The organism is Streptomyces sudanensis (assembly GCF_023614315.1).
GTDB lineage: Bacteria > Actinomycetota > Actinomycetes > Streptomycetales > Streptomycetaceae > Streptomyces > Streptomyces sudanensis.
Genome location: NZ_CP095474.1, coordinates 4245446 through 4264208, shown reverse-complemented (window position 1 = coordinate 4264208; position 18763 = coordinate 4245446). Strand labels below are relative to the sequence as shown.

At 75.5% G+C, this 18763-nt stretch carries 15 protein-coding genes and 5 pseudogenes; 10 read left to right on the top strand and 10 right to left on the bottom strand.

From position 1 onward, the window contains the following. Positions 1-30: 30 nt before the first annotated feature. Positions 31-462: pseudogene (locus tag MW084_RS19695) on the bottom strand (ATP-binding protein); the annotation flags it as partial. A gap of 345 nt (positions 463-807) precedes the next feature. On the opposite strand from MW084_RS19695, the gene gabT reads away from it, so the two are divergent. From gabT to MW084_RS19680, 3 genes are all read left to right on the top strand, one after another. Next, positions 808-2142: a 4-aminobutyrate--2-oxoglutarate transaminase gene (gabT, locus tag MW084_RS19690; protein WP_010471071.1), complete on the top strand. Its 1335-nt coding sequence runs from the start codon at positions 808-810 to the stop codon at positions 2140-2142. Between the two features lie 316 nt (positions 2143-2458). Beyond that, positions 2459-3022, top strand: coding sequence for a phosphatase PAP2 family protein (locus tag MW084_RS19685; protein ID WP_010471070.1), 564 nt, complete (start codon positions 2459-2461; stop codon positions 3020-3022). Between the two features lie 86 nt (positions 3023-3108). Continuing rightward, positions 3109-3657: an NADAR family protein gene (locus tag MW084_RS19680; RefSeq protein ID WP_029553536.1), complete on the top strand. Its 549-nt coding sequence runs from the start codon at positions 3109-3111 to the stop codon at positions 3655-3657. Between the two features lie 70 nt (positions 3658-3727). Here the strand turns inward: MW084_RS19680 and MW084_RS19675 are convergent. From MW084_RS19675 to MW084_RS24645, 3 genes and pseudogenes are all read right to left on the bottom strand, one after another. Beyond that, a pseudogene (locus MW084_RS19675) lies at positions 3728-4061 on the bottom strand (DUF4190 domain-containing protein); the annotation flags it as partial. 180 nt (positions 4062-4241) lie between these two features. Continuing rightward, the gene (locus MW084_RS24360) at positions 4242-4508 is read right to left on the bottom strand and encodes a DUF4190 domain-containing protein (RefSeq protein WP_338057722.1); all 267 of its coding nucleotides are present in this window, start codon (positions 4506-4508) and stop codon (positions 4242-4244) included. Between the two features lie 205 nt (positions 4509-4713). Then, positions 4714-4897, bottom strand: a pseudogene (locus tag MW084_RS24645) (DUF4190 domain-containing protein); the annotation flags it as partial. An 86-nt stretch (positions 4898-4983) separates the two neighbouring features. On the opposite strand from MW084_RS24645, the gene MW084_RS19660 reads away from it, so the two are divergent. Together MW084_RS19660 and MW084_RS19655 are read left to right on the top strand one after the other, a co-directional pair. After that, on the top strand, positions 4984-6009 hold the full coding sequence (locus MW084_RS19660; RefSeq protein ID WP_010471065.1) for an adenosine deaminase: 1026 nt from the start codon (positions 4984-4986) through the stop codon (positions 6007-6009). Further along, on the top strand, positions 5994-6725 hold the full coding sequence (locus tag MW084_RS19655; RefSeq protein WP_010471064.1) for a glycerophosphodiester phosphodiesterase: 732 nt from the start codon (positions 5994-5996) through the stop codon (positions 6723-6725). The genes MW084_RS19660 and MW084_RS19655 overlap by 16 nt, the downstream gene beginning before the upstream one ends. A 573-nt stretch (positions 6726-7298) precedes the next feature. Here the strand turns inward: MW084_RS19655 and MW084_RS19650 are convergent. Next, positions 7299-7829 (bottom strand): HXXEE domain-containing protein, encoded by a 531-nt coding sequence (locus MW084_RS19650; RefSeq protein WP_010471062.1) that lies wholly within the window; start codon positions 7827-7829, stop codon positions 7299-7301. Positions 7830-7970: 141 nt separating this feature from the next. Then, positions 7971-9407 (bottom strand): gamma-aminobutyraldehyde dehydrogenase, encoded by a 1437-nt coding sequence (locus tag MW084_RS19645; protein ID WP_010471061.1) that lies wholly within the window; start codon positions 9405-9407, stop codon positions 7971-7973. Between the two features lie 214 nt (positions 9408-9621). Here MW084_RS19645 and MW084_RS19640 point away from each other — a divergent pair, with 214 nt between their 5' ends. The 5 genes and pseudogenes from MW084_RS19640 to MW084_RS19620 all read left to right on the top strand — a co-directional run bounded on the left by MW084_RS19640 (position 9622) and on the right by MW084_RS19620 (position 13352). Further along, a complete protein-coding gene (locus tag MW084_RS19640) occupies positions 9622-10119 on the top strand; it encodes an Lrp/AsnC family transcriptional regulator (protein ID WP_010471060.1) in 498 nt (165 codons plus the stop codon). Between the two features lie 196 nt (positions 10120-10315). Next, positions 10316-11044, top strand: a complete 729-nt coding sequence (locus MW084_RS19635) for an ABC transporter ATP-binding protein (RefSeq protein WP_010471059.1) — start codon at positions 10316-10318, stop codon at positions 11042-11044. After that, a pseudogene (locus MW084_RS19630) lies at positions 11026-11362 on the top strand (hypothetical protein); the annotation flags it as partial. The gene MW084_RS19635 and the pseudogene MW084_RS19630, both read left to right, overlap by 19 nt. A 200-nt stretch (positions 11363-11562) precedes the next feature. Then, a pseudogene (locus tag MW084_RS19625) lies at positions 11563-12195 on the top strand (hypothetical protein); the annotation flags it as partial. A 38-nt stretch (positions 12196-12233) separates the two neighbouring features. After that, positions 12234-13352: an LOG family protein gene (locus tag MW084_RS19620; RefSeq protein WP_010471057.1), complete on the top strand. Its 1119-nt coding sequence runs from the start codon at positions 12234-12236 to the stop codon at positions 13350-13352. A 135-nt stretch (positions 13353-13487) separates the two neighbouring features. Here the strand turns inward: MW084_RS19620 and MW084_RS19615 are convergent, their stop codons facing one another. From MW084_RS19615 to rlmN, 4 genes are all read right to left on the bottom strand, one after another. Next, on the bottom strand, positions 13488-14519 hold the full coding sequence (locus tag MW084_RS19615; protein ID WP_010471056.1) for an ABC transporter ATP-binding protein: 1032 nt from the start codon (positions 14517-14519) through the stop codon (positions 13488-13490). Continuing rightward, entirely contained in the window at positions 14516-16138 is a 1623-nt protein-coding gene (locus tag MW084_RS19610; protein ID WP_010471055.1) for an ABC transporter permease, read from the bottom strand. Before MW084_RS19610 ends, MW084_RS19615 begins: the two co-directional genes overlap by 4 nt. A 65-nt stretch (positions 16139-16203) precedes the next feature. Further along, positions 16204-17301, bottom strand: coding sequence for a thiamine ABC transporter substrate-binding protein (locus MW084_RS19605; RefSeq protein WP_010471053.1), 1098 nt, complete (start codon positions 17299-17301; stop codon positions 16204-16206). A gap of 296 nt (positions 17302-17597) precedes the next feature. Continuing rightward, positions 17598-18710 (bottom strand): dual-specificity RNA methyltransferase RlmN, encoded by a 1113-nt coding sequence (gene rlmN / locus MW084_RS19600; RefSeq protein ID WP_010471052.1) that lies wholly within the window; start codon positions 18708-18710, stop codon positions 17598-17600. Positions 18711-18763: the final 53 nt, after the last annotated feature.

The window sequence follows — 18763 nt, the reverse complement described above, 5'->3', positions numbered from 1 at the left end:
CGGGGCGCAGCTCGGGCCAGTCGGCGGNNNCGGCGCCGGGGCGCGCCGGCGGGGGCGCGGCGGCCTCGGCGCGGGGGCGGCGGACGTAGCGGCGGAGGATCTCCGGGACGTGGCCGAGGCGGGCGAAGAAGACCAGGAGGCCGCCGCCGACCAGCGCGTAGTAGACGTAGCTGGCGGTGGCCCAGGTGGACGGCTCGCTGCGCCAGGAGTCCGGGGTGAGGACGAGGAAGGGCCACAGCCAGTAGTGGCCGAGGTAGCCGTTCCACAGCAGGGACCACAGGAGCCAGCCGCTGAGCAGGGAGATCAGCGCGCCCGCGAAGAGCCGCCGGGCGGGGACGGGTTCGGGTTCCTCCAGGGGGCGGGGGCGGTGGCCGAACCGCCACACCCCCGGCTCGGCCTCCGGGCGGGGGGTGCGCAGCCACTCCGCGAGGGACGCCCCGCCCGGCGGAGCGGCCGGGGGGGNGGGTCCCGCGCNCGGCGGGGCCGGCGGGAAGGCCGGCGGACCGGCCGGGCGCGGGACGGGGCCGGCGCCCCGTGCCTCGTACGACGTACCGTCCCTGTCCATCAATCCCTGCCCCCTGAGCTGCCGGGTCGCGCGTCCGTGCACCGGCCAATCTAGTGCCCGCGCGGGACGCCGGGGCGGGTCGGCGCGGACGCGCCCGCCCCCGGGTCCGCGCTATGTCCGCCGCGGACAACGGCGCCGGCCGAACCACTCCCGAACGGCGCATGCCCGGACGCCCCGCCCGGGCCTAGCCTGCCAGGGAGAGCAGACACAGCGTCCGTAAGCAAGCACCCCAGGAGCCCCTCATGACCGAAATCCCGCAGGAGCGCCGCGTCGTCACCGCCATCCCCGGCCCGAAGTCGCAGGAGCTCCAGGCCCGCCGCGTCGCCTCCGTCGCGGGCGGCGTCGGCTCCGTGCTGCCGGTGTTCACCGCCCGCGCAGGCGGCGGCGTCATCGAGGACGTCGACGGCAACCGCCTGATCGACTTCGGCTCCGGCATCGCCGTGACCTCCGTGGGCGCCTCCGCCGAGGCCGTGGTGCGCCGCGCCTCCGCGCAGCTCGCCGACTTCACCCACACCTGCTTCATGGTCACGCCGTACGAGGGCTACGTGGAGGTCTGCGAGGCCCTGGCCGAGCTGACGCCGGGCGACCACGCCAAGAAGTCGGCGCTGTTCAACAGCGGCGCCGAGGCCGTCGAGAACGCGGTCAAGATCGCCCGCTCGTACACCAGGCGCCAGGCGGTCGTCGTCTTCGACCACGGCTACCACGGCCGCACGAACCTCACGATGGCGCTGACCTCCAAGAACATGCCGTACAAGCACGGCTTCGGCCCGTTCGCCCCCGAGGTGTACCGCGTCCCGGTCGCCTACGGCTACCGCTGGCCGACCGGCCCGGAGAACTGCGGCCCCGAGGCCGCCGCCCAGGCCATCGACCAGATCTCCAAGCAGGTCGGCGCGGAGAACGTCGCCGCGATCATCATCGAGCCGGTGCTCGGCGAGGGCGGCTTCATCGAGCCCGCCAAGGGCTTCCTCCCCGCGATCGCGCAGTTCGCCCAGGACAACGGCATCGTCTTCGTCGCGGACGAGATCCAGTCCGGCTTCTGCCGCACCGGCCAGTGGTTCGCCTGCGAGGACGAGGGCATCGTCCCGGACCTGATCACCACCGCCAAGGGCATCGCGGGCGGCCTGCCGCTCGCCGCCGTCACCGGCCGCGCCGAGATCATGGACGCCGTGCACGCCGGCGGCCTGGGCGGCACCTACGGCGGCAACCCGGTGGCCTGCGCCGGCGCGCTCGGCTCCATCGAGACGATGAAGGAGCTCGACCTCAACGGCAGGGCCCGGCGCATCGAGGAGATCATGAAGGGCCGCCTCGCCGCCATGCAGGAGAAGTACGAGGTCATCGGGGACGTCCGCGGCCGCGGCGCCATGATCGCGATCGAGCTGGTGAAGGACCCGGCGACCAAGGAGCCCGACCCGCAGGCCGCCGCCGCGCTGGCGAAGGCCTGCCACGCGGAGGGCCTGCTGGTCCTGACCTGCGGCACCTACGGCAACGTGCTGCGCTTCCTGCCCCCGCTGGTGATCGGCGAGGACCTGCTCGGCGAGGGCCTCGACATCCTCGAGGGCGCCTTCGCCGGCCTCTGAGGCGCCGGGACGTGAAGAAGGTGTGGGGGGCCGATGGCGGGTTGGGGGTCCGCGTTCCGGCCCCCCTTCCGGTCGCGTAACGTCGGAACCGATGAGAGAAGAACTCCGTCCGCAGGGGACTGCGGGCGGATCCGGGTCGGGACCTCCCCAGTTCCGCCCCGGACGTGCCACCGCGCACGCCGCCGGGACTCCGCGTACCGGCGATCCTCACCGATCGGGCCGCCGTCCGCCCCACACCCCCCAGGGCGAGCGGCGCACCGGTCCTGACGGCCGTCCCGGAACAACCCCCCCTGTTCCGGGACGGCCGGCTTTCGTCGTGGCGCTGCTCCTGCTGTGCGGGTTCCTGCTGGTCACCTGGCAGGTGGCGGTGCGCGGCCCGCTCGCCGTGCTGGACGAGCGCGCCGGACGGGCCCTGGCCGGCCGCGGCCCCGCGTGGCTCACCGAAGCGGGCGCCGACCTCGGGGGCCCGACCGTCGCCCTGCCCGTGCTGGCCGCCGCCGTGGCGTACGCGGTGCGGCGCGGGCGCCGGCGGGCGGCACTGTGGGCGTGCGCGGCCATGGCGTCCGTACCGGCCGTGGTGGTCCCGCTGAAGCTCCTCCTCGACCGGCCCGGTCCGCTCGTCGACGCGGCGGGCCACTACCCGTCCGGGCACACGGCGACGGCGGTGGTGGCGTACGGCGCGGCGGCGCTGCTGGTCCGCCGCCGCGCGCCGGTGCCCGTCGCCGTGGCGCTGGTGGCGGCGACGGGAGCCGGCCTGGTGCTGCGCGGCCACCACTGGCCCCTGGACGTGGTGGGCTCCGCGCTGCTGTTCGGGGCGGGTTTCGCGGGCGCCGCCGCCGTCCGCGGGCGCCGGGGCCGCGCGGGGTCCTCCGGCCGCTGAGGCGCCCCTCGCCGGGGCGNCCNGGGGNCCGTCCGCGCCGGTGGGGACCCGGGCGGAGTGTCGGTGGCGGCTGCCATGCTGGGCGCATGGATCGACGGGAAGAGCTGGCCGAACGGGTCGGCAGGGGCGAGCGGGTGAGGTTCCTGCACTTCTGGGGGCACCGCCCGCGCCCGGACGGGCGGGTGGGGGCGAGCTGCCTGAGCCAGTGGTGGCCCTCGCCGTTCACGGTCGACGGGGTCGTCTACGCGACGGCGGAGCACTGGATGATGGCCGCCAAGGCGCGGTTGTTCGGCGACGCCGAGGCAGAGCGGCAGGCGGTGGAGGCCGGGAATCCGGCGCTCGCGAAGCGCGCCGGGCGGCTGGTGCGCGGCTTCGACGAGGCCGTCTGGGAGCGGGAGCGGTACGGGATCGTGGTGGCGGGCAACCGCCACAAGTTCGCCGGGCACCCGGAGTTGGCGGGGTTCCTGCTCGGCACGGGCGACCGGGTCCTGGTGGAGGCCAGCCCGATGGACCGCGTCTGGGGGATCGGGCTCGCCGCCGGCGACGAGCGCGCCCACGACCCGGCCCGCTGGCGGGGTCTCAACCTGCTGGGCTTCGCGCTCATGGACGTCCGCGGGGAGCTGCGCGGACGGTAGGGCGGCGGGGCGGGCGCCCGCTGTCCGGCGCGCCGGGGGGCGTGCCGGACCCGCGGGGCCGGCCGGCCGGTCAGCCGGCGGAGGACGCCATCCCCACGGCGCCGGCGAAGGCCACCAGGAGGATCACGGGGATCAGGACGGCCGAGATGATGCCCATGACCAGGCCCGCCGTGGCCGCGCCCCTGTTGGTCGCCTCGCCGCGGTTGGCCCTGCCCCGGCCGATCGCGCCGAAGACGATCGCGAGGACGCCCACGATCAGCCCGACGAACCACAGGTAGACGGTCAGGTTGCAGACGACGCCGATGATGCCGAGCACCAGGCCCGCGGTGCCCAGCCCGTTGGCGGGCTGCGGCGCCGGCATGCCGTAGGCGGGCGCGGGCGCCCCGTACGGCGGGGGCTGCGGGNTGCCNCGNANGCCNACGGGGGCGGCGGAGGGGCGGCCGGCGCCGGGTACCCGTAACCGGGCTGCGGTGGCCGGTCATTGCCGTACGGGCCGGTTCCGAAGCCACCGGGCTGCTGGTACGGGTCGGACATGAATGGTCTCCCCTCCGAGGAACGCGTCGGCCCATCGTATGGTCCGACGGTCACCTGGAAGCCGGAGTCCCCGGATCCGCGACGGTCAGGTGGGTGGCGTACGGGTCGTCGCGGCCGCGGTCGTCGTCCGTGCCCTGGACGATCGCCCAGATGATGGCGCCCAGGGCCACGGCGCCGAGCACGATGCCGATCGTGCCGGTGACGATGCCCGCCGTGGCCATGCCGCCGTTGTTCGCCTCGCCCCGCTGGACGCGCTTGCGGCCGATGATCCCGAAGATCAGGGCGAGGACGCCGAGGACGATGCCGAGGCCGTACATGAAGCAGGTCACGATCGAGACGATGCCGATGACCATCGACGCGATGCCCAGGCCGTTCGCCGGGGCGGGGCCCCACGCGCCGGCGCCGCCGTACGTCCCGTACGCCCCGGGGTGGCCTCCCGGGTAGCCGTAGCCGTAGCCGCCCGCCGCGGGGGCGGCGGGCGGCGCCGGGTAGCCGTACGGGCCGGGGGGGGCTNCGNNNGCNCGCCGGGGGCGACCGGGGGCGGCGGCAGGGGGTCGCCCGCCGGCGTGCCGAAGCCGGCGGCGGGCATCGACGTCACCGTCGGCTGGTCGTGCGGCGTGCGCGGTGCGGGCTTGCCCAGGTCGACCCCCGGCGGCGGGCTCTCCGGCGGCGCCCAGGGATCGTTCCGCTCGCTGTTCTGTGGCATGAGGCTCCCCCATCGTGTCCGGACATGCTAGCGACCCGCCTACGATGATCCGTGACCAGGGACGGCCACCCGTACGGAGGACCACGATGACCGATCTGCGCCCCTTCATCGCGGGTCTGCCCAAGGCGGAGCTGCACGTGCACCACGTCGGCTCGGCCTCGCCCCGCATCGTCTCCGAGCTGGCCGCCCGCCACCCGGACTCGAAGGTGCCCACGGACCCCGAGGCGCTGGCGGACTACTTCACCTTCACCGACTTCGCGCACTTCATCGAGGTCTACCTGTCGGTCGTCGACCTGGTCCGCACCCCCGAGGACGTCCGGCTGCTGACCTACGAGGTCGCCCGCGACATGGCGCGGCAGAACATCCGGTACGCGGAGCTGACGGTCACCCCGTTCAGCTCGACGCGGCGCGGGATCGACGAGAGGGCCTTCATGGAGGCCATCGAGGACGCCCGCACCGCCGCCGAGACCGAGCTGGGCGTGATCCTGCGCTGGTGCTTCGACATCCCCGGCGAGGCCGGTCTGGAGTCCGCCGAGGAGACCACCCGCCTCGCCGTGGACCTGCGGCCCGAGGGGCTGGTGTCGTTCGGCCTCGGCGGGCCGGAGATCGGTGTGCCGCGCCCGCAGTTCAAGCCGTACTTCGACCGGGCCGTCGCGGCCGGCCTGCACTCCGTGCCGCACGCCGGCGAGACGACCGGCCCGCAGACGATCTGGGACGCCCTGAACGACCTGCGGGCCGAGCGCATCGGTCACGGCACGAGCGCCACCCGGGACCCGGCGCTCCTCGCGCACCTCGCCGAGCACCGCATCCCCCTGGAGGTCTGCCCCACCTCCAACATCGCCACCCGCGCCGTCACCGACATCGACCGGCACCCGATCCGCGAGATGGTGGCCGCCGGGGTCCTGGTCACCGTCAACTCCGACGACCCGCCGATGTTCGGCACCGACCTGAACACCGAGTACGAGGTCGCCGCCCGCCTGCTGGAACTGGACGAGCGGGGCGTCGCCGCCCTCGCGAAGAACGCCGTCGAGGCGTCCTTCCTCGACCCGGCCGGCAAGGCGCGGATCGCCGGGGAGATCGACGCCTACACGGAACGGTGGCTGACGCCGTGACCCGCCCGGCCCCGGCGGGGCCCGTGCGCGCCGTCACCGCCGTGGGGCACCGGGGCGACCCCTACCGGGTCCGGGAGAACACGGTCGCGTCGCTCCGCTCGGCGCTGGCCCGCGGCGCGGACGCCGTGGAGGTCGACGTCCGGCTCACCCGGGACGGCGTCCCGGTGCTCCTCCACGACGACACGCTGCGGCGGCTGTGGCGCGTCGACCGGCCGCTCGCGGCGCTGAGCCTCGCCGAGGTGCGGGAGCTGACCGGCCCACAGGGCGTGCCGACGCTCCGCGAGGCGCTGGCCGCGACCGCCCCGCACCGCGTGATGCTCGACCTGCCCGGCGCCACCGAGGCGTCCGTGCGCGCCGTCGTCGGCACCGTCCGCGAGTGCGGCGCGCGGGACCGGGTGTACTACTGCTCCGGCGCGTCCGCCATGCTGCTCGTCCGCGCCGCCGACCCGGCCGCCGAGATCGCCCTGACGTGGACGACCCTCGCGCCGGCCCGCCCGGTGCTGCTCGACGCGGTCTCCCCGCGCTGGCTCAACTACCGCTTCGGGCTGGTCGGCAGGGCGCTGGTGGACCGGGTGCACGGGGACGGGCTGCTGGTGTCGGCGTGGACGGCCGACACGCGCCGGACGATGCGCGGGCTGGTCGCCGCCGGGGTGGACTCGATCACCACCAACCGCGTGGACGCGCTCGCCTCCGTACTGGCGGGGGGCCGTGCATGACGTCCCGCCCCATCGCCGGGGTCCGCGCCGGCATCACCCCTAACACACGTGTCCGCGGCCACCGGCCGGGCGGCGAGGACGACCGCCGGGCGGGCCGGTCCGGCTCCGCGGTCCGCCGGCCGCGGCGGGCATGCGGTTGCCGCGCGTCATGAGCGAAGCGCGGGGGCGGCGCCCGGTCCGCGACCGGATCGGCCCGGACGCCATGCCGATCACCGGCCGCCGGAAGGGGAGGCCCCGGACGGGACCGCGGACCGGGGCGAGCGGGGTGTGATCCCGGCACGGGTGATCACCCCGAAGCCGACGATCCGGACACTGCGCACGGGATCGCGGTGCGGGCCGTGGAAGGCGACTGCGGTGACCGGGTGCACGAGGGCCGGCCAGTCGTCGGCGTACCGCGGGAACGGGTACCGCGCGCCGACGGTTTCCGGGCCCCGGCACACCCGCGCGCCCCACTCCGGGATACCGGGAAGGCGCCGACGAGGTGCGGCCCCCCTCCGGTCGACGCCCGGCGCGCGAGGCGCGGTTCGGTCACAAGCGGGGTGACCGCGGCACACGCCCGCCCTCACACCGGTTTCACCGCCCCCTGACGATCTTCCGCGCGACCGCGTGGGAGAGGACGGTGGCGCCCGCGGCCAGCACCAGGCCGGCCGCGGCGTCGCGGGCCCGCGCGGGCCGCAGCACACCGGCGCGCCGCAGCCGCCCGCGTGCCCACAGGGTGAACGGCACCACGACGAGCGGCGAGGTCACGGAGCCGGGCGTGTATCCCCGTACGGCGGCGGCCTGGGCCAGGTGGACCAGGCCGTGCAGGCCGAAGCCGGTGAGCGCGCCCTGGTAGAAGCCGGACCGGCCCCCGGTGCGGGCCCCGGCGACGGCCGCCGCGCCGACGATCGCGCCCATCACCGCGACGGCCGCGCGGAACTCCCGGTCGTCCACCCCTTCCGCGGCCTTCCACACCCGCCCGGGCACGGCGGGGAAGCGCTCGCGCAGTTCGGGCAGGTGCTCCCGCAGCCACCGGGGCCCGAAGGCCACCTCCTCGGCGTCGTGGACCGCCCAGGCGGCCAACAGCCCGTAGGTGACCGCGCGTTGCACATCGTCGTCGCTCATGGGCGCATTGTCGTCCCGGAGCCGGCGCCTCCGGCACGGCACCGGCCCGCCGCCGCAGTGGCGTCCCTCACACGGGCACGCGGCGGCGACGCCGGAGGGCGGCACCGCGGGGGTGCCGCCCTCCGGTGCGCCGTCGGGGCGTCAGCTCAGCGAGGTCATCACGTGCTTGATGCGCGTGTAGTCCTCGAAGCCGTACGCGGAGAGGTCCTTGCCGTAGCCGGACTTCTTGAATCCGCCGTGCGGCATCTCGGCGACCAGCGGGATGTGGGTGTTGATCCACACGCAGCCGAAGTCCAGGGCCTTGGACATGCGCATCGCGCGCGCGTGGTCCCTGGTCCAGACGGAGGAGGCGAGGGCGTACTCGACGCCGTTGGCGTACTCCAGCGCCTGTTCCTCGTCGCGGAAGGACTGGACGGTGATGACGGGGCCGAAGACCTCGTTCTGGACGATCTCGTCGTCCTGCTTCAGGCCGGAGACGACGGTCGGGGCGTAGAAGTAGCCCTTGTCGCCGACGCGGTGGCCGCCGGCCTCCACCTTGGCGTGCGCCGGGAGGCGGTCGACGAAGCCGCTGACCTGCTTGAGCTGGTTGGCGTTGTTCAGCGGCCCGTACAGCGCGTCCTCGTCGTCGGGCGCGCCGGTCCTCGTGCCGGCGGCGGCCTTGGCGAGGGCGGCGACGAACTCGTCGTGGATCGACTCGTGGACCAGGACGCGGGTGGCGGCCGTGCAGTCCTGGCCGGCGTTGAAGAAGCCGGCGACGGAGATGTCCTCGACGGCCTTCTCGATGTCGACGTCCTCGAAGACGACGACCGGGGCCTTGCCGCCGAGCTCCAGGTGGACGCGCTTGACGTCCTTGGCGGCCGACTCGGCGACCTGCATGCCGGCGCGCACGGAGCCGGTGATGGAGGCCATGGCGGGGGTCGGGTGCTCGACCATCATGCGGCCGGTGTCGCGGTCGCCGCAGATGACGTTGAAGACGCCCTTGGGCAGGATCGACCCGATGATCTCGGCCATCAGGACCGTCGAGGCGGGCGTCGTGTCGGACGGCTTGAGGACGACGGTGTTGCCCGCGGCGAGGGCCGGGGCGAACTTCCACACGGCCATCATCATCGGGTAGTTCCACGGCGCGACCTGGGCGCAGACGCCGACCGGCTCGCGGCGGACGATGGAGGTCATGCCCTCCATGTACTCGCCCGCGGAGCGGCCCTCCAGCAACCGGGCGGCACCCGCGAAGAAGCGGATCTGGTCCACCATGGGGGGCACCTCCTCGGTCCGCGTGAGGCCGAGGGGCTTGCCGGTGTTCTCGCACTCGGTGGCGATCAGGTCCTCGGCGCGCTCCTCGAAGGCGTCCGCGATCCTCAGCAGGGCCTTCTGGCGCTCGGCCGGGGTGGTGTCCCGCCAGCCGGGGAACGCGGCCGCGGCGGCGGCCATGGCGGCGTCCACGTCGGCCTGGCCCGAGAGCGGAGAGGTGGCGTAGACCTCCCCGACGGCGGGGTTGACGACGTCGATGGTGCGTCCGTCGGCGGCGTCCCGGAACTCGCCGTTGATGTAGTTGCGCAGACGACGCAGTTCGGTGGTCACGTGGCCACCCTCCTGTCGATTTCGGTGTCCGTGGTCACCCTCCGCTCCGGTGGTGCCGTTCGGCGGGTGGAACACCCAGCCTAGTCGCTGGTACCACGCTTTCGACAGGCCCGCCGCTCCGGCACTTCGGATTCGGTGGCGACAGGGGGAACGAGCAAGGGATTCCATCGTTCTCGGCTTGTCAAATCGACGGGTATCTGCGCAGAGTTGGGGCGTGGCCAGCCGAAGCGCAGACTCCAGGAACGACGGCGGACCGCCCTCCGCGGTCGACGCCGTGTCCCTGGCGATCATCGAACAGCTCCAGGAGGACGGCCGCCGTCCCTACGCCGCCATCGGCAAGGCCGTGGGCCTGTCGGAGGCGGCCGTGCGGCAGCGCGTCCAGAAGCTCCTCGACCAGGGCGTGATGCGGATCGTCGCCGTCACCGACCCGCTCACCGCGGGCTTCCGGCGCCGGGCGGTGCTCGGCGTCCGCGTCGAGGGCGACGCGGAGCCGGTCGCCGACGCGCTGGCGGCCCTGCCCGAGTGCGAGCGCGTGGCGCTGACCGCGGGTTCGTTCGACCTGATGGCGGAGGTCGTCTGCGAGGACGACGACCACCTGCTGGAGGTGGTCAACAAGCGCGTCCGCGCCCTTGACGGGGTGCGCTCCACGGAGAGCTTCGTCTGCCTCGGGCTCAGGCAGCGGGCCCGGGCGCGGGGGGCCCGGCAGCCGTGAGGACGGCCCCGGCCGGGAGGGCCGGAGTACGGGGCGTGCGCCGAACGGCCGGGATGCGCCCGGGCGGGTGCATCCCGGCCCGGCCGTTCCCCGCGGCGGCGCCATCCCCCCGGAAGTCCGGTAATCACGTGTTATGTTCCGACCGGTTTGAGGGGGGATGTCCGAGAACTCCGAGCTGATCGAGGGGATGAGAGACATGGTGGCCCCGCCCGACAACGACGTGCTGTGGGCGCGTTCCCTGCACCTCGCGCACAACGGTTCCCCGGTCCTCAGCGGCGTCTCGCTCGGCGTCCGCGCGGGGGAGATCCTCGCGGTCCACGGCCCCCGCGGTTGTGGAAAGACGACTCTGCTGCACTGCCTCTCCGGCCAGGCCACCCCGCAGGAGGGCGAGGTCTGGTTCGACGGCGCGCCCCTCCACGCCATGAGCCCGCTCCAGCGGGAGCGGCTGCGCCGCGACCGGTTCGCCTGGGTCGGCCCGGAACCCGCCCTGCTCCCCGAACTCACCGCCTGGGAGAACGCCGCGCTCCCCCTGCTGCTGCGCGGTGCCGCCCGCCGGACGGCCCGGAAGACCGCCCTCGAGTGGCTGGAGCGGCTCGACGTCGGCGCCTGCGCCAGACGGCGGCCCCGCGCCCTGTCCCATCCGCAGCGCCAGCGCGTAGCCGTCGCCCGCGTCCTCACCGCCGGACCCGATGTCGTCTTCGCCGACGAGCCCGCCGCCGCCCTGCACCGGGCGGAGGGCACACAGGTCCTGCGCACCCTCGTCGCCGCGGCGCGCTCGCACCGCGCCACGGTCGTCCTCGCCACGTACGACGCGGGGGCCGCCGCCCTCGCCGACCGCGCCGTCGCCCTGCTCGACGGACGCCGCGTCGACTCCCCGACGGCCGCCGAGGTGGAGGGGCGCGACACGTGCTCGCTCTCCGTCTGACCCTCCGCGCCCACCCCTCCCTCCTGCTGCGGCGGCTGCTGGTCACCGCGGTCTCGGCGGGCACGGGCTACCTGCTGCTGTCCGTCCTCGGGTACGCCGTGGCGCACCCCGAACGGTCGTCCGCCGCGGTGCTCCGGCTCGCCTGGTGCGCCCTGCCGCTCACCGCCACCGTGTACCTGGCGGTCGCGGTGGCGCGCACCGATCCGGGCACCCGCCCCCGGCCCGGCCTCTCCTCCGTCGGGCTCGGCCCGGCCCGGCTCGCCGCCCTCGCGGCCGCGTCGACCGCCGTCGCCTCCGCCCTCGGCTCGGCCCTCGCCCNTCCTCTCCCACCCCTACCTGCCCGGCCCGCCGGACGGCGGAGTCCCCCTGCCGATGCCCGCCGCGCTGACGCTGCTCGCTCTCGCCCCGGCCGCCTCCTCCGCCGCCGTCGCCCTGGCGCTGCGCCCCGGCCGGCGCACGGCNGNNACCCGNGCCGGCNCCNNNNCNNCGGCGCGGGTGNCGGCCCCGGNNCNNNCCCNGCCGCCCGCGAGCCGTTGGACGGGTCACGGGCACCGGCCGGCCTGCCCTGGGGCGTCGCCCTCCTGGCGGCGGGACTGGCGCTGGGGCTGTACGGCACGCGCGGCGGGGGCGGCCCGGTGCCGCTGCCGGGCGGCGTGCCCGGCAGCCCCGCCCCCGTACTGGCCGGTTGGGCCCTCACCGCCCTGGGACTCGTCGTGGCCGGACCCGGCCTCGCCCACCTGTGCGGGCGGCTCCTCCAGGCGTACCGGCCGGGCACCGCGCGGCTCCTCGCCGGCCGCGCCCTGATGGACGAGTCCCACCGCGTCGGCCGGCCCCTCGGCGTGCTGTGCGCGGCCGTCTCCACCGGGATCGCGGCGGGCACCCTGTACGCGGGGGCGGACACCCGGCCCGTCGGCCCGCTGTCCGGCCTCGGCGCCGCCCTCGTCCTGGTGTGCGCGGTGGCCGCCCTGTGCACCGCCGTCGTGGAGAGCGGGCAGCACCGGGCCGGCGCGGCCGCCGCCCTGCACCGGCTCGGCGCCCCGGCCGCCCTGCTCCGCTCGGCGGCGCTGCTGCGCGCGGCGGTCCTGGTCGCCGGGTTCGCCCCGCTGACCTGGCTCTCGGCCGCCCTGACGGCGCTCCCGCTGCGCCCCTGACGGCACGGCCGCGGCGGTCGCGCGGTTACGGTGGCCGCATGGCGCACCTCCACCCCCACCACGGGCACGACGACGAGATCCAGACGCTGGACGCGTTCGACCGGGTCGCCGCGGGCGGCAGCCTCGTGGGACGGCGCGTGCAGAACCTGGACCTGACGGACCGTACGGCGGCGCTGGTCTCCGCCGACGCGACCGCCGCCGTGTTCCTCGGCTGCCGCATGGCGCCCGACGCGGCGGCCAAGGTGCGCGCCGACGGGGCGCTGGTCTTCCCGCCCGTCCCCGACGTGCCGTTCGACCCGTACCGCGGGGTCCTCTACACGCCCGGTGAGCTGTTCACCGGCCTCGAGTCCGGCGGGTACGCGGCGACACCGGACGCCCGGACGTACGCGTGGTTCCGGCGGACCGCGCGGGACGGCGACGTCTTCGCGTCGATGCTGCGCGCGGTGCACGACGACGCGATCTCCGACGCGCTCGACGAGCGGCTCGCCGGTGTCCCGGTCGTCGGCGTCATGGGCGGTCACGCCATGGAGCGCGGCACCGGGGCGTACGCGGGCGCCGCCCGCCTGGGCCGGAGCCTGTCGCGCGCCGGGCTGACCGTGGCCACCGGCGGCGGGCCCGGCGCGATGGAGGCGGCCAACCTCGGCGCGTACGCGGCGCCGTACCCCGACGGCATGCTCGACGAGGCGCTGACAATGCTCGGCGGGGAGCCCTCGTACGCCCCGTCGGTCGGCGACTGGGCGCGCGCCGCGTTCGGCGTGCGCGCCCGCTGGCCGGAGGGCGGGGACTCGATCGGCATCCCGACCTGGTTCTACGGCCACGAGCCGCCGAACGCCTTCGCCGGGCACATCGCCAAGTACTTCGCCAACGCCACCCGCGAGGACGGCCTGCTGGCCCGCTGCACGGCCGGCGTCGTCTACCTCCCGGGCGCGGCCGGGACGGTCCAGGAGGTCTTCGACAACGCCACGCCGAACTACTACGGGTCGCGCGGCGAGCCGACCCCGATGGTGCTGGTCGACCGCGCCCACTGGACGGACCGCCTGCCGGTCTGGCCGCTGCTGCGGGCCCTGGCGGAGGGCCGCCCGATGGCCGCCCGCGTCGCCCTGGTCGACACGGTGGAGGAGGCGACGGCGGAGCTGCTCCGCCTCGCGGGGCACTGACCCGGGGGCCGCGTGCCCGCCGGCCGCCGGTTCCACGGGAAACCCGCTCCCCGGGCGGCCGCGGGTGGCCGCCGGGGGCGGCACGGCGGTCGCGGGCCCGGACGGCGCGCCCTCCCCCGCGGGCGGCACCGGCCGTCAGCCGAGGACGACAACCTCGTCCGGGGTGAACACGGCGCCGACCGTCGCGCCCTGGTCCGGCGCGTCCCGCAGCGCGCACTCGGCCTCCAGCACGGGCGCGTCCGCACCGACCGGCCGCAGCAGGACCGCCACGTGGTGACCGCGGAACGTGCGCCCCTCGACGGTGCAGCGCAACCCGTCGGCGGGGTCGCCGAGCCGCACCCCCGCGGGCCGTACCAGCAGCCGCGCCGCGCCCCGGGGGGTTCCGGGCGGCACCGGCACCCTGCCCCACACGGTGTCGGCGGCGTCGCCGCGCACGGTCGCGGCGACCACGTTGTCGAAGCCGAGGAACCGGGCGACGAACTCGGACGCGGGCCGCTGCCACACCTCCAGCGGCGTGCCCGCCTGCGCGATCCGGCCCTCGTGCATGACGACGACCCGGTCGGCGAGCGCGAACGCCTCGGCCTGGTCGTGGGTGACGGCCAGCACGGTCGTGCCGAGCCGGCCGAACAGGCCGCGCAGCTCGGTGACGAGCCGCTCCCGCAGCCCCCGGTCGAGCTGGCCGAGCGGCTCGTCCAGCATCAGCAGCCGCGGGCGGGGGGCGAGCGCCCGGGCGAGCGCGACGCGCTGCTGCTCGCCGCCGGACAGCGCGGCCACGGACCGGCGCCCGGCACCCGGCAGGCCCACCAGGTCGAGCACTTCCGCCACCCGCGCGGCGCGCTCGGCGCGGGGCACCCCCCGCATCCGCAGCCCGAAGGCGACGTTCCCGGCCACGTCCCGCTGCGGGAACAGCTGGTGGTCCTGGAACATCAGACCCACCCCGCGCCGGTGCACCGGGACCCGCGCCTGGTCGGCGCCGTCCAGGAGGACCCGGCCCGCGTCGGCCGGCTGGAGCCCGGCGACCACCCGCAGCAGGGTCGACTTGCCGCTGCCGCTCGGTCCGAGGACGCAGACGGTCTCGTGCTCGCCGACCGCCAGGTCCACCGCGTCCAGGGCCGTGCGGGCGCCGAAGCGCACGGTGACGCCGTCCAGTCGGAGAAGCGCCGTCACAACTCCCCCTCGCGGTCCGCGCGGACGCGTTCGAGCAGCAGCAGCGCGACCGCGCACACCGCCATCAGGATGGTGGACAGGGCCATCGCCTGCCCCTGGTTGAGCTCACCGGGCCGGCCGAGCAGCCGCGCCACGGCCACCGGCAGCGTCGGCTGGTCGGCGCGGGCGATGAACACGGTCGCGCCGAACTCGCCGAGGGACACGGCGAACGCGAACCCGGCCGCGACCAGCAGCGCCCGCCGCACCATCGGCAGGTCCACCTCCCGCCACGCGCGCAGCGGCGACGCGCCGAGCACCGCCGCCGCCTCCCGCAGCCGCGCGTCCACCGCGCGCAGGACGGGCAGCATGGTCCGCACCACGAAGGGCACCCCGACCAGGGCCTGCGCCAGCGGCACCAGGATCCACGACGAGCGCAGGTCCAGCGGCGGCTCGTCCAGCGCGACGAGGAAGCCGAAGCCGACGGTGACGGCGGACACGCCGAGCGGCAGCATCAGCAGCGCGTCGAACCCGCGCACCAGCCGCCCGGCCCGCCGGGTGAGGGCCGCCGCCGCGAGCCCGCCGACGACGACGGCGATGGCGGTCGCGGCGAACGCGAACTGCAGGGAGTTCCACACCGCCTGGAGCGGCGGGACGACGAACGTCCCGCCGCTCGCCTCCACCGACCGCAGCGCCCGGTAGAAGCCCAGCCCGCCGGAGGCGTCCAGGGACCGGGCGACGAGCACCCCGAGCGGCAGCACCAGCAGGATCGCGACGGAGGCGAGGACACCGCCGAGCAGCGCCCACTGCCCGGCGCCGCGCGGCCGGCGCGCGGTGCCCGCCGGGTCGACGAGCCGCAGCGCGGTCTCCCGGCGCCGCACGGTCCACGCGTGCAGCGCCAGCACGCAGCCGACGGCGGCGAACTGCACCAGGGTGAGCACGGCCGCCGTCTCCAGGTCCAGGAGCTGCGCGGTCTGCCGGTAGATCTCCGCCTCCAGCGTGCGGTACGCGGGCCCGCCGAGGATCACGACGACGCCGAAGGAGGTGTACGTGAAGAGGAACACCATCAGCGCGGCCGCGGCCACCGCCGGGCCGAGCGCGGGCAGCGTCACCCGGAGCCAGGCGGCGGAGCGGGACGCGCCGAGGACGCGCGCCGCCTCCTCCTGCCGGGGGTCGAGCTGCGCCCACAGTCCGCCCACGGTGCGGACGACGACGGCGTAGTTGAAGAAGACGTGCGCGAGGAGGATCGCCCACACGGTCGTGTCGAGGCGGACGCCCCACAGTCCGTCGAGGAGCCCGCCGCGCCCGAGCAGCGCGAGGAACGCGGTGCCCACGACCACCGTCGGCAGCACGAACGGCACGGTGACCACCGCCCGCAGCACCTGTCTGCCGGGGAAGTCGAAGCGGGCGAAGACGTACGCGCCCGGGAGCGCCACGAGGAGGGTGAGCGCCGTGGAGGCGAGCGCCTGCCAGGTGGTGAACCACAGGACGTCGAGGACGTCCGGCCGGGTCAGCACCTCGCCGACCCGGCCGAACCGCCAGCCGTCCCCCGTCCTCAGGCCGCGCCCGACGATGGCGGCGACGGGGTGGGCGAAGAAGACGGCGAAGAAGGCGGCGGGCAGCAGGACGAGCGCCCCGCGCACCGCGCCGCCGCGGACGCGCGCCGCGCGGGCGGCCGGGGCGTCCTTCGCCGGACGCCTCCCGGCGGCTACTTCAGGACGAGGGAGGACCACGCCTGGACCCACCGGTCGCGGTTCCCGGCGATCTTCTCGGGGGCCAGGGTCCGCGGCTCGTCGACGGCGACCCCGTGCTTGGTGAACAGCTCGGGCAGCGCGGCGTCCTTCACGACGGGGTGGACGAACATGGTGAGCGGCATGTCCTCCTGGAACCGCTTGCCGATCAGGAAGTCGATCAGGGCTTCGCCGCCCTCCCGGTTCGCGGCGCCCTTCAGGAGCCCGGCGAACTCGATCTGCCGGAAGCAGGTGCCGGTGGAGACCCCGGTCGGCGCCTCGGCGGGCTTCGGCTCGCCGTAGAGGACCTCGACGGGCGGGCTGGAGGCGTACGAGACGACGAGCGGCCGGTCGGCCTTGGCCTTCCTGCCGCCGGCCGAGCCGGAGAACTCCTGGTTGTAGGCGATCTCCCAGCTGTCGACGACCTTGACGCCGTTGTCCTTCAGCTTCTTCCAGTAGCCCTCCCAGCCGCCGTCGCCGTACGCGGCGGCGGTGCCCAGCAGGAAGCCGAGGCCGGGGGTCGACCGCTCGGGGTTCTCCACCACGAGGAGGTCCTTGTAGGCGGGCTTCGCCAGGTCGTCGAAGGTCCGCGGCGGGGCGAGCCGCCGGTCGGCGAAGTACTCCTTGTCGTAGTTGACGCAGATGTCGCCGTAGTCGACGGGCGTGACGCGGTGCTCGTCCCCGTCGAGCCGGAACGCTTCGCCGACCCGGTCGAGGCCCTTCGCCTCGTACGGATCGAACAGGCCGTTGTCGAGGGCGCGGGAGAGGGTGGTGTTGTCGACGCCGAAGAAGACGTCGCCCTGCGGGGCGCCCTTGGTGAGGACCGCCTTGTTGACGGCCTCGACGGCGTCGCCGCTCTTGAGGACCTCGACCGTGTAGCCGGTCTCCTCGGTGAACTCCTTCAACACGGCGTCGGAGGCGGCGAAGGAGTCGTGGGCGACGAGCGTGACGGTCCTGGACCCGGCGCCACCGGCCTTGCCGTCGCCGCCCCCGCCGCCCCCGCCGCCGCAGGCGGTGAGCGTCAGGGCGCCCAGCACGGCGGCCACGCCCGCGGTTGTCTTCTTGGTGGTGCTCACTGATTCCTCCTGGGGATGACCAGGAAGAGACGCGGTCCTGCCCGCCGCGGGCGCGGCGGGCAGGACGCAACAGCTCGAGTGACGACCGAACTCCCTACCCGGCATGACCCGGGCGAGGTTCAGAGGGTCTGCGGTTCGACGGTCACCGCACTCTCAGCGCTGTGGCGCTCCCCTGTCGGAATATCCAGATGTCCGGGCCCAGACTACAACGGGGGCCGTTCCCGGCCGCCGGGGCCCGGTCCTCGCCCCAGGTCAGCGCTGGTCTCGTCCCGGGTCAGCGCTCGTTTCGCTCCGGGTCAGCGCTCGGTGGCCGCGAGCTGACCGCACGCCCCGTCGATCTCCCGGCCCCGGGTGTCGCGGACGGTGACCGGGACGCCGTGCGCGGCGACGGCCTCGACGAACGCCTTCTCGTCCTCGGGGCGGGAGGCGGTCCACTTCGAGCCCGGCGTGGGGTTGAGCGGGATCAGGTTGACGTGGACCCGCCTGCTCTTGAGGAGCCGGCCGAGGAGGTCCCCGCGCCACGCCTGGTCGTTGACGTCGCGGATCAGCGCGTACTCGACGGAGACGCGGCGCCCGGACTTCTCGGCGTACTCCCACGCCGCGTCGAGGACCTCGCGGACCTTCCAGCGCGTGTTGACCGGGACGAGGGTGTCGCGCAGCTCGTCGTCGGGGGCGTGCAGCGACACGGCGAGGCGGCACTTGAGGCCCTCGTCGGCGAAGCGCAGCATCGCCGGGACGAGGCCGACCGTCGAGACGGTGATGCCGCGCTGCGACAGGCCCAGGCCGTCCGGCTCGGGGTCGGTGAGGCGGCGGATGGCGCCGACGACGCGGTTGTAGTTGGCGAGCGGCTCGCCCATGCCCATGAACACGATGTTCGACAGCCGCGCGGGTCCGCCGGGGACCTCGCCGTCGCGCAGGGCGCGCATGCCGTCGACGATCTGGTGGACGATCTCGGCGGTCGACAGGTTGCGGTCGAGACCCGCCTGGCCGGTGGCGCAGAACGGGCAGTTCATCCCGCAGCCCGCCTGCGACGAGACGCACATGGTCACGCGGTCGGGGTACCGCATGAGCACCGACTCGACGAGCGTGCCGTCGTGCAGCCGCCACAGGGTCTTGCGGGTGGTGTCGTCGTCGCACGAGATGTGCCGGACGACGCTCATCAGCTCCGGCAGCAGCTCCTCGGCGAGCTTCCCGCGGGAGGCGGCGGGGATGTCGGTCCACTCGGCGGGGTCGTGGGCGTACCGGGCGAAGTAGTGCTGGGAGAGCTGCCGGGCACGGAACGGCTTCTCGCCGATCGCGGCCACGGCCTCCTTGCGCTGGGCGGGCGTGAGGTCGGCGAGGTGCCGCGGCGGCTTCTTGGCTCCGCGGGGCGCGACGAAGGTGAGTTCGCCAGGGACGGGGCGTACCACGCGAGCAACTCCTCGTGGGGGCTGGGTTCCGGCCCCGCGGGTGCGGGNGGGGC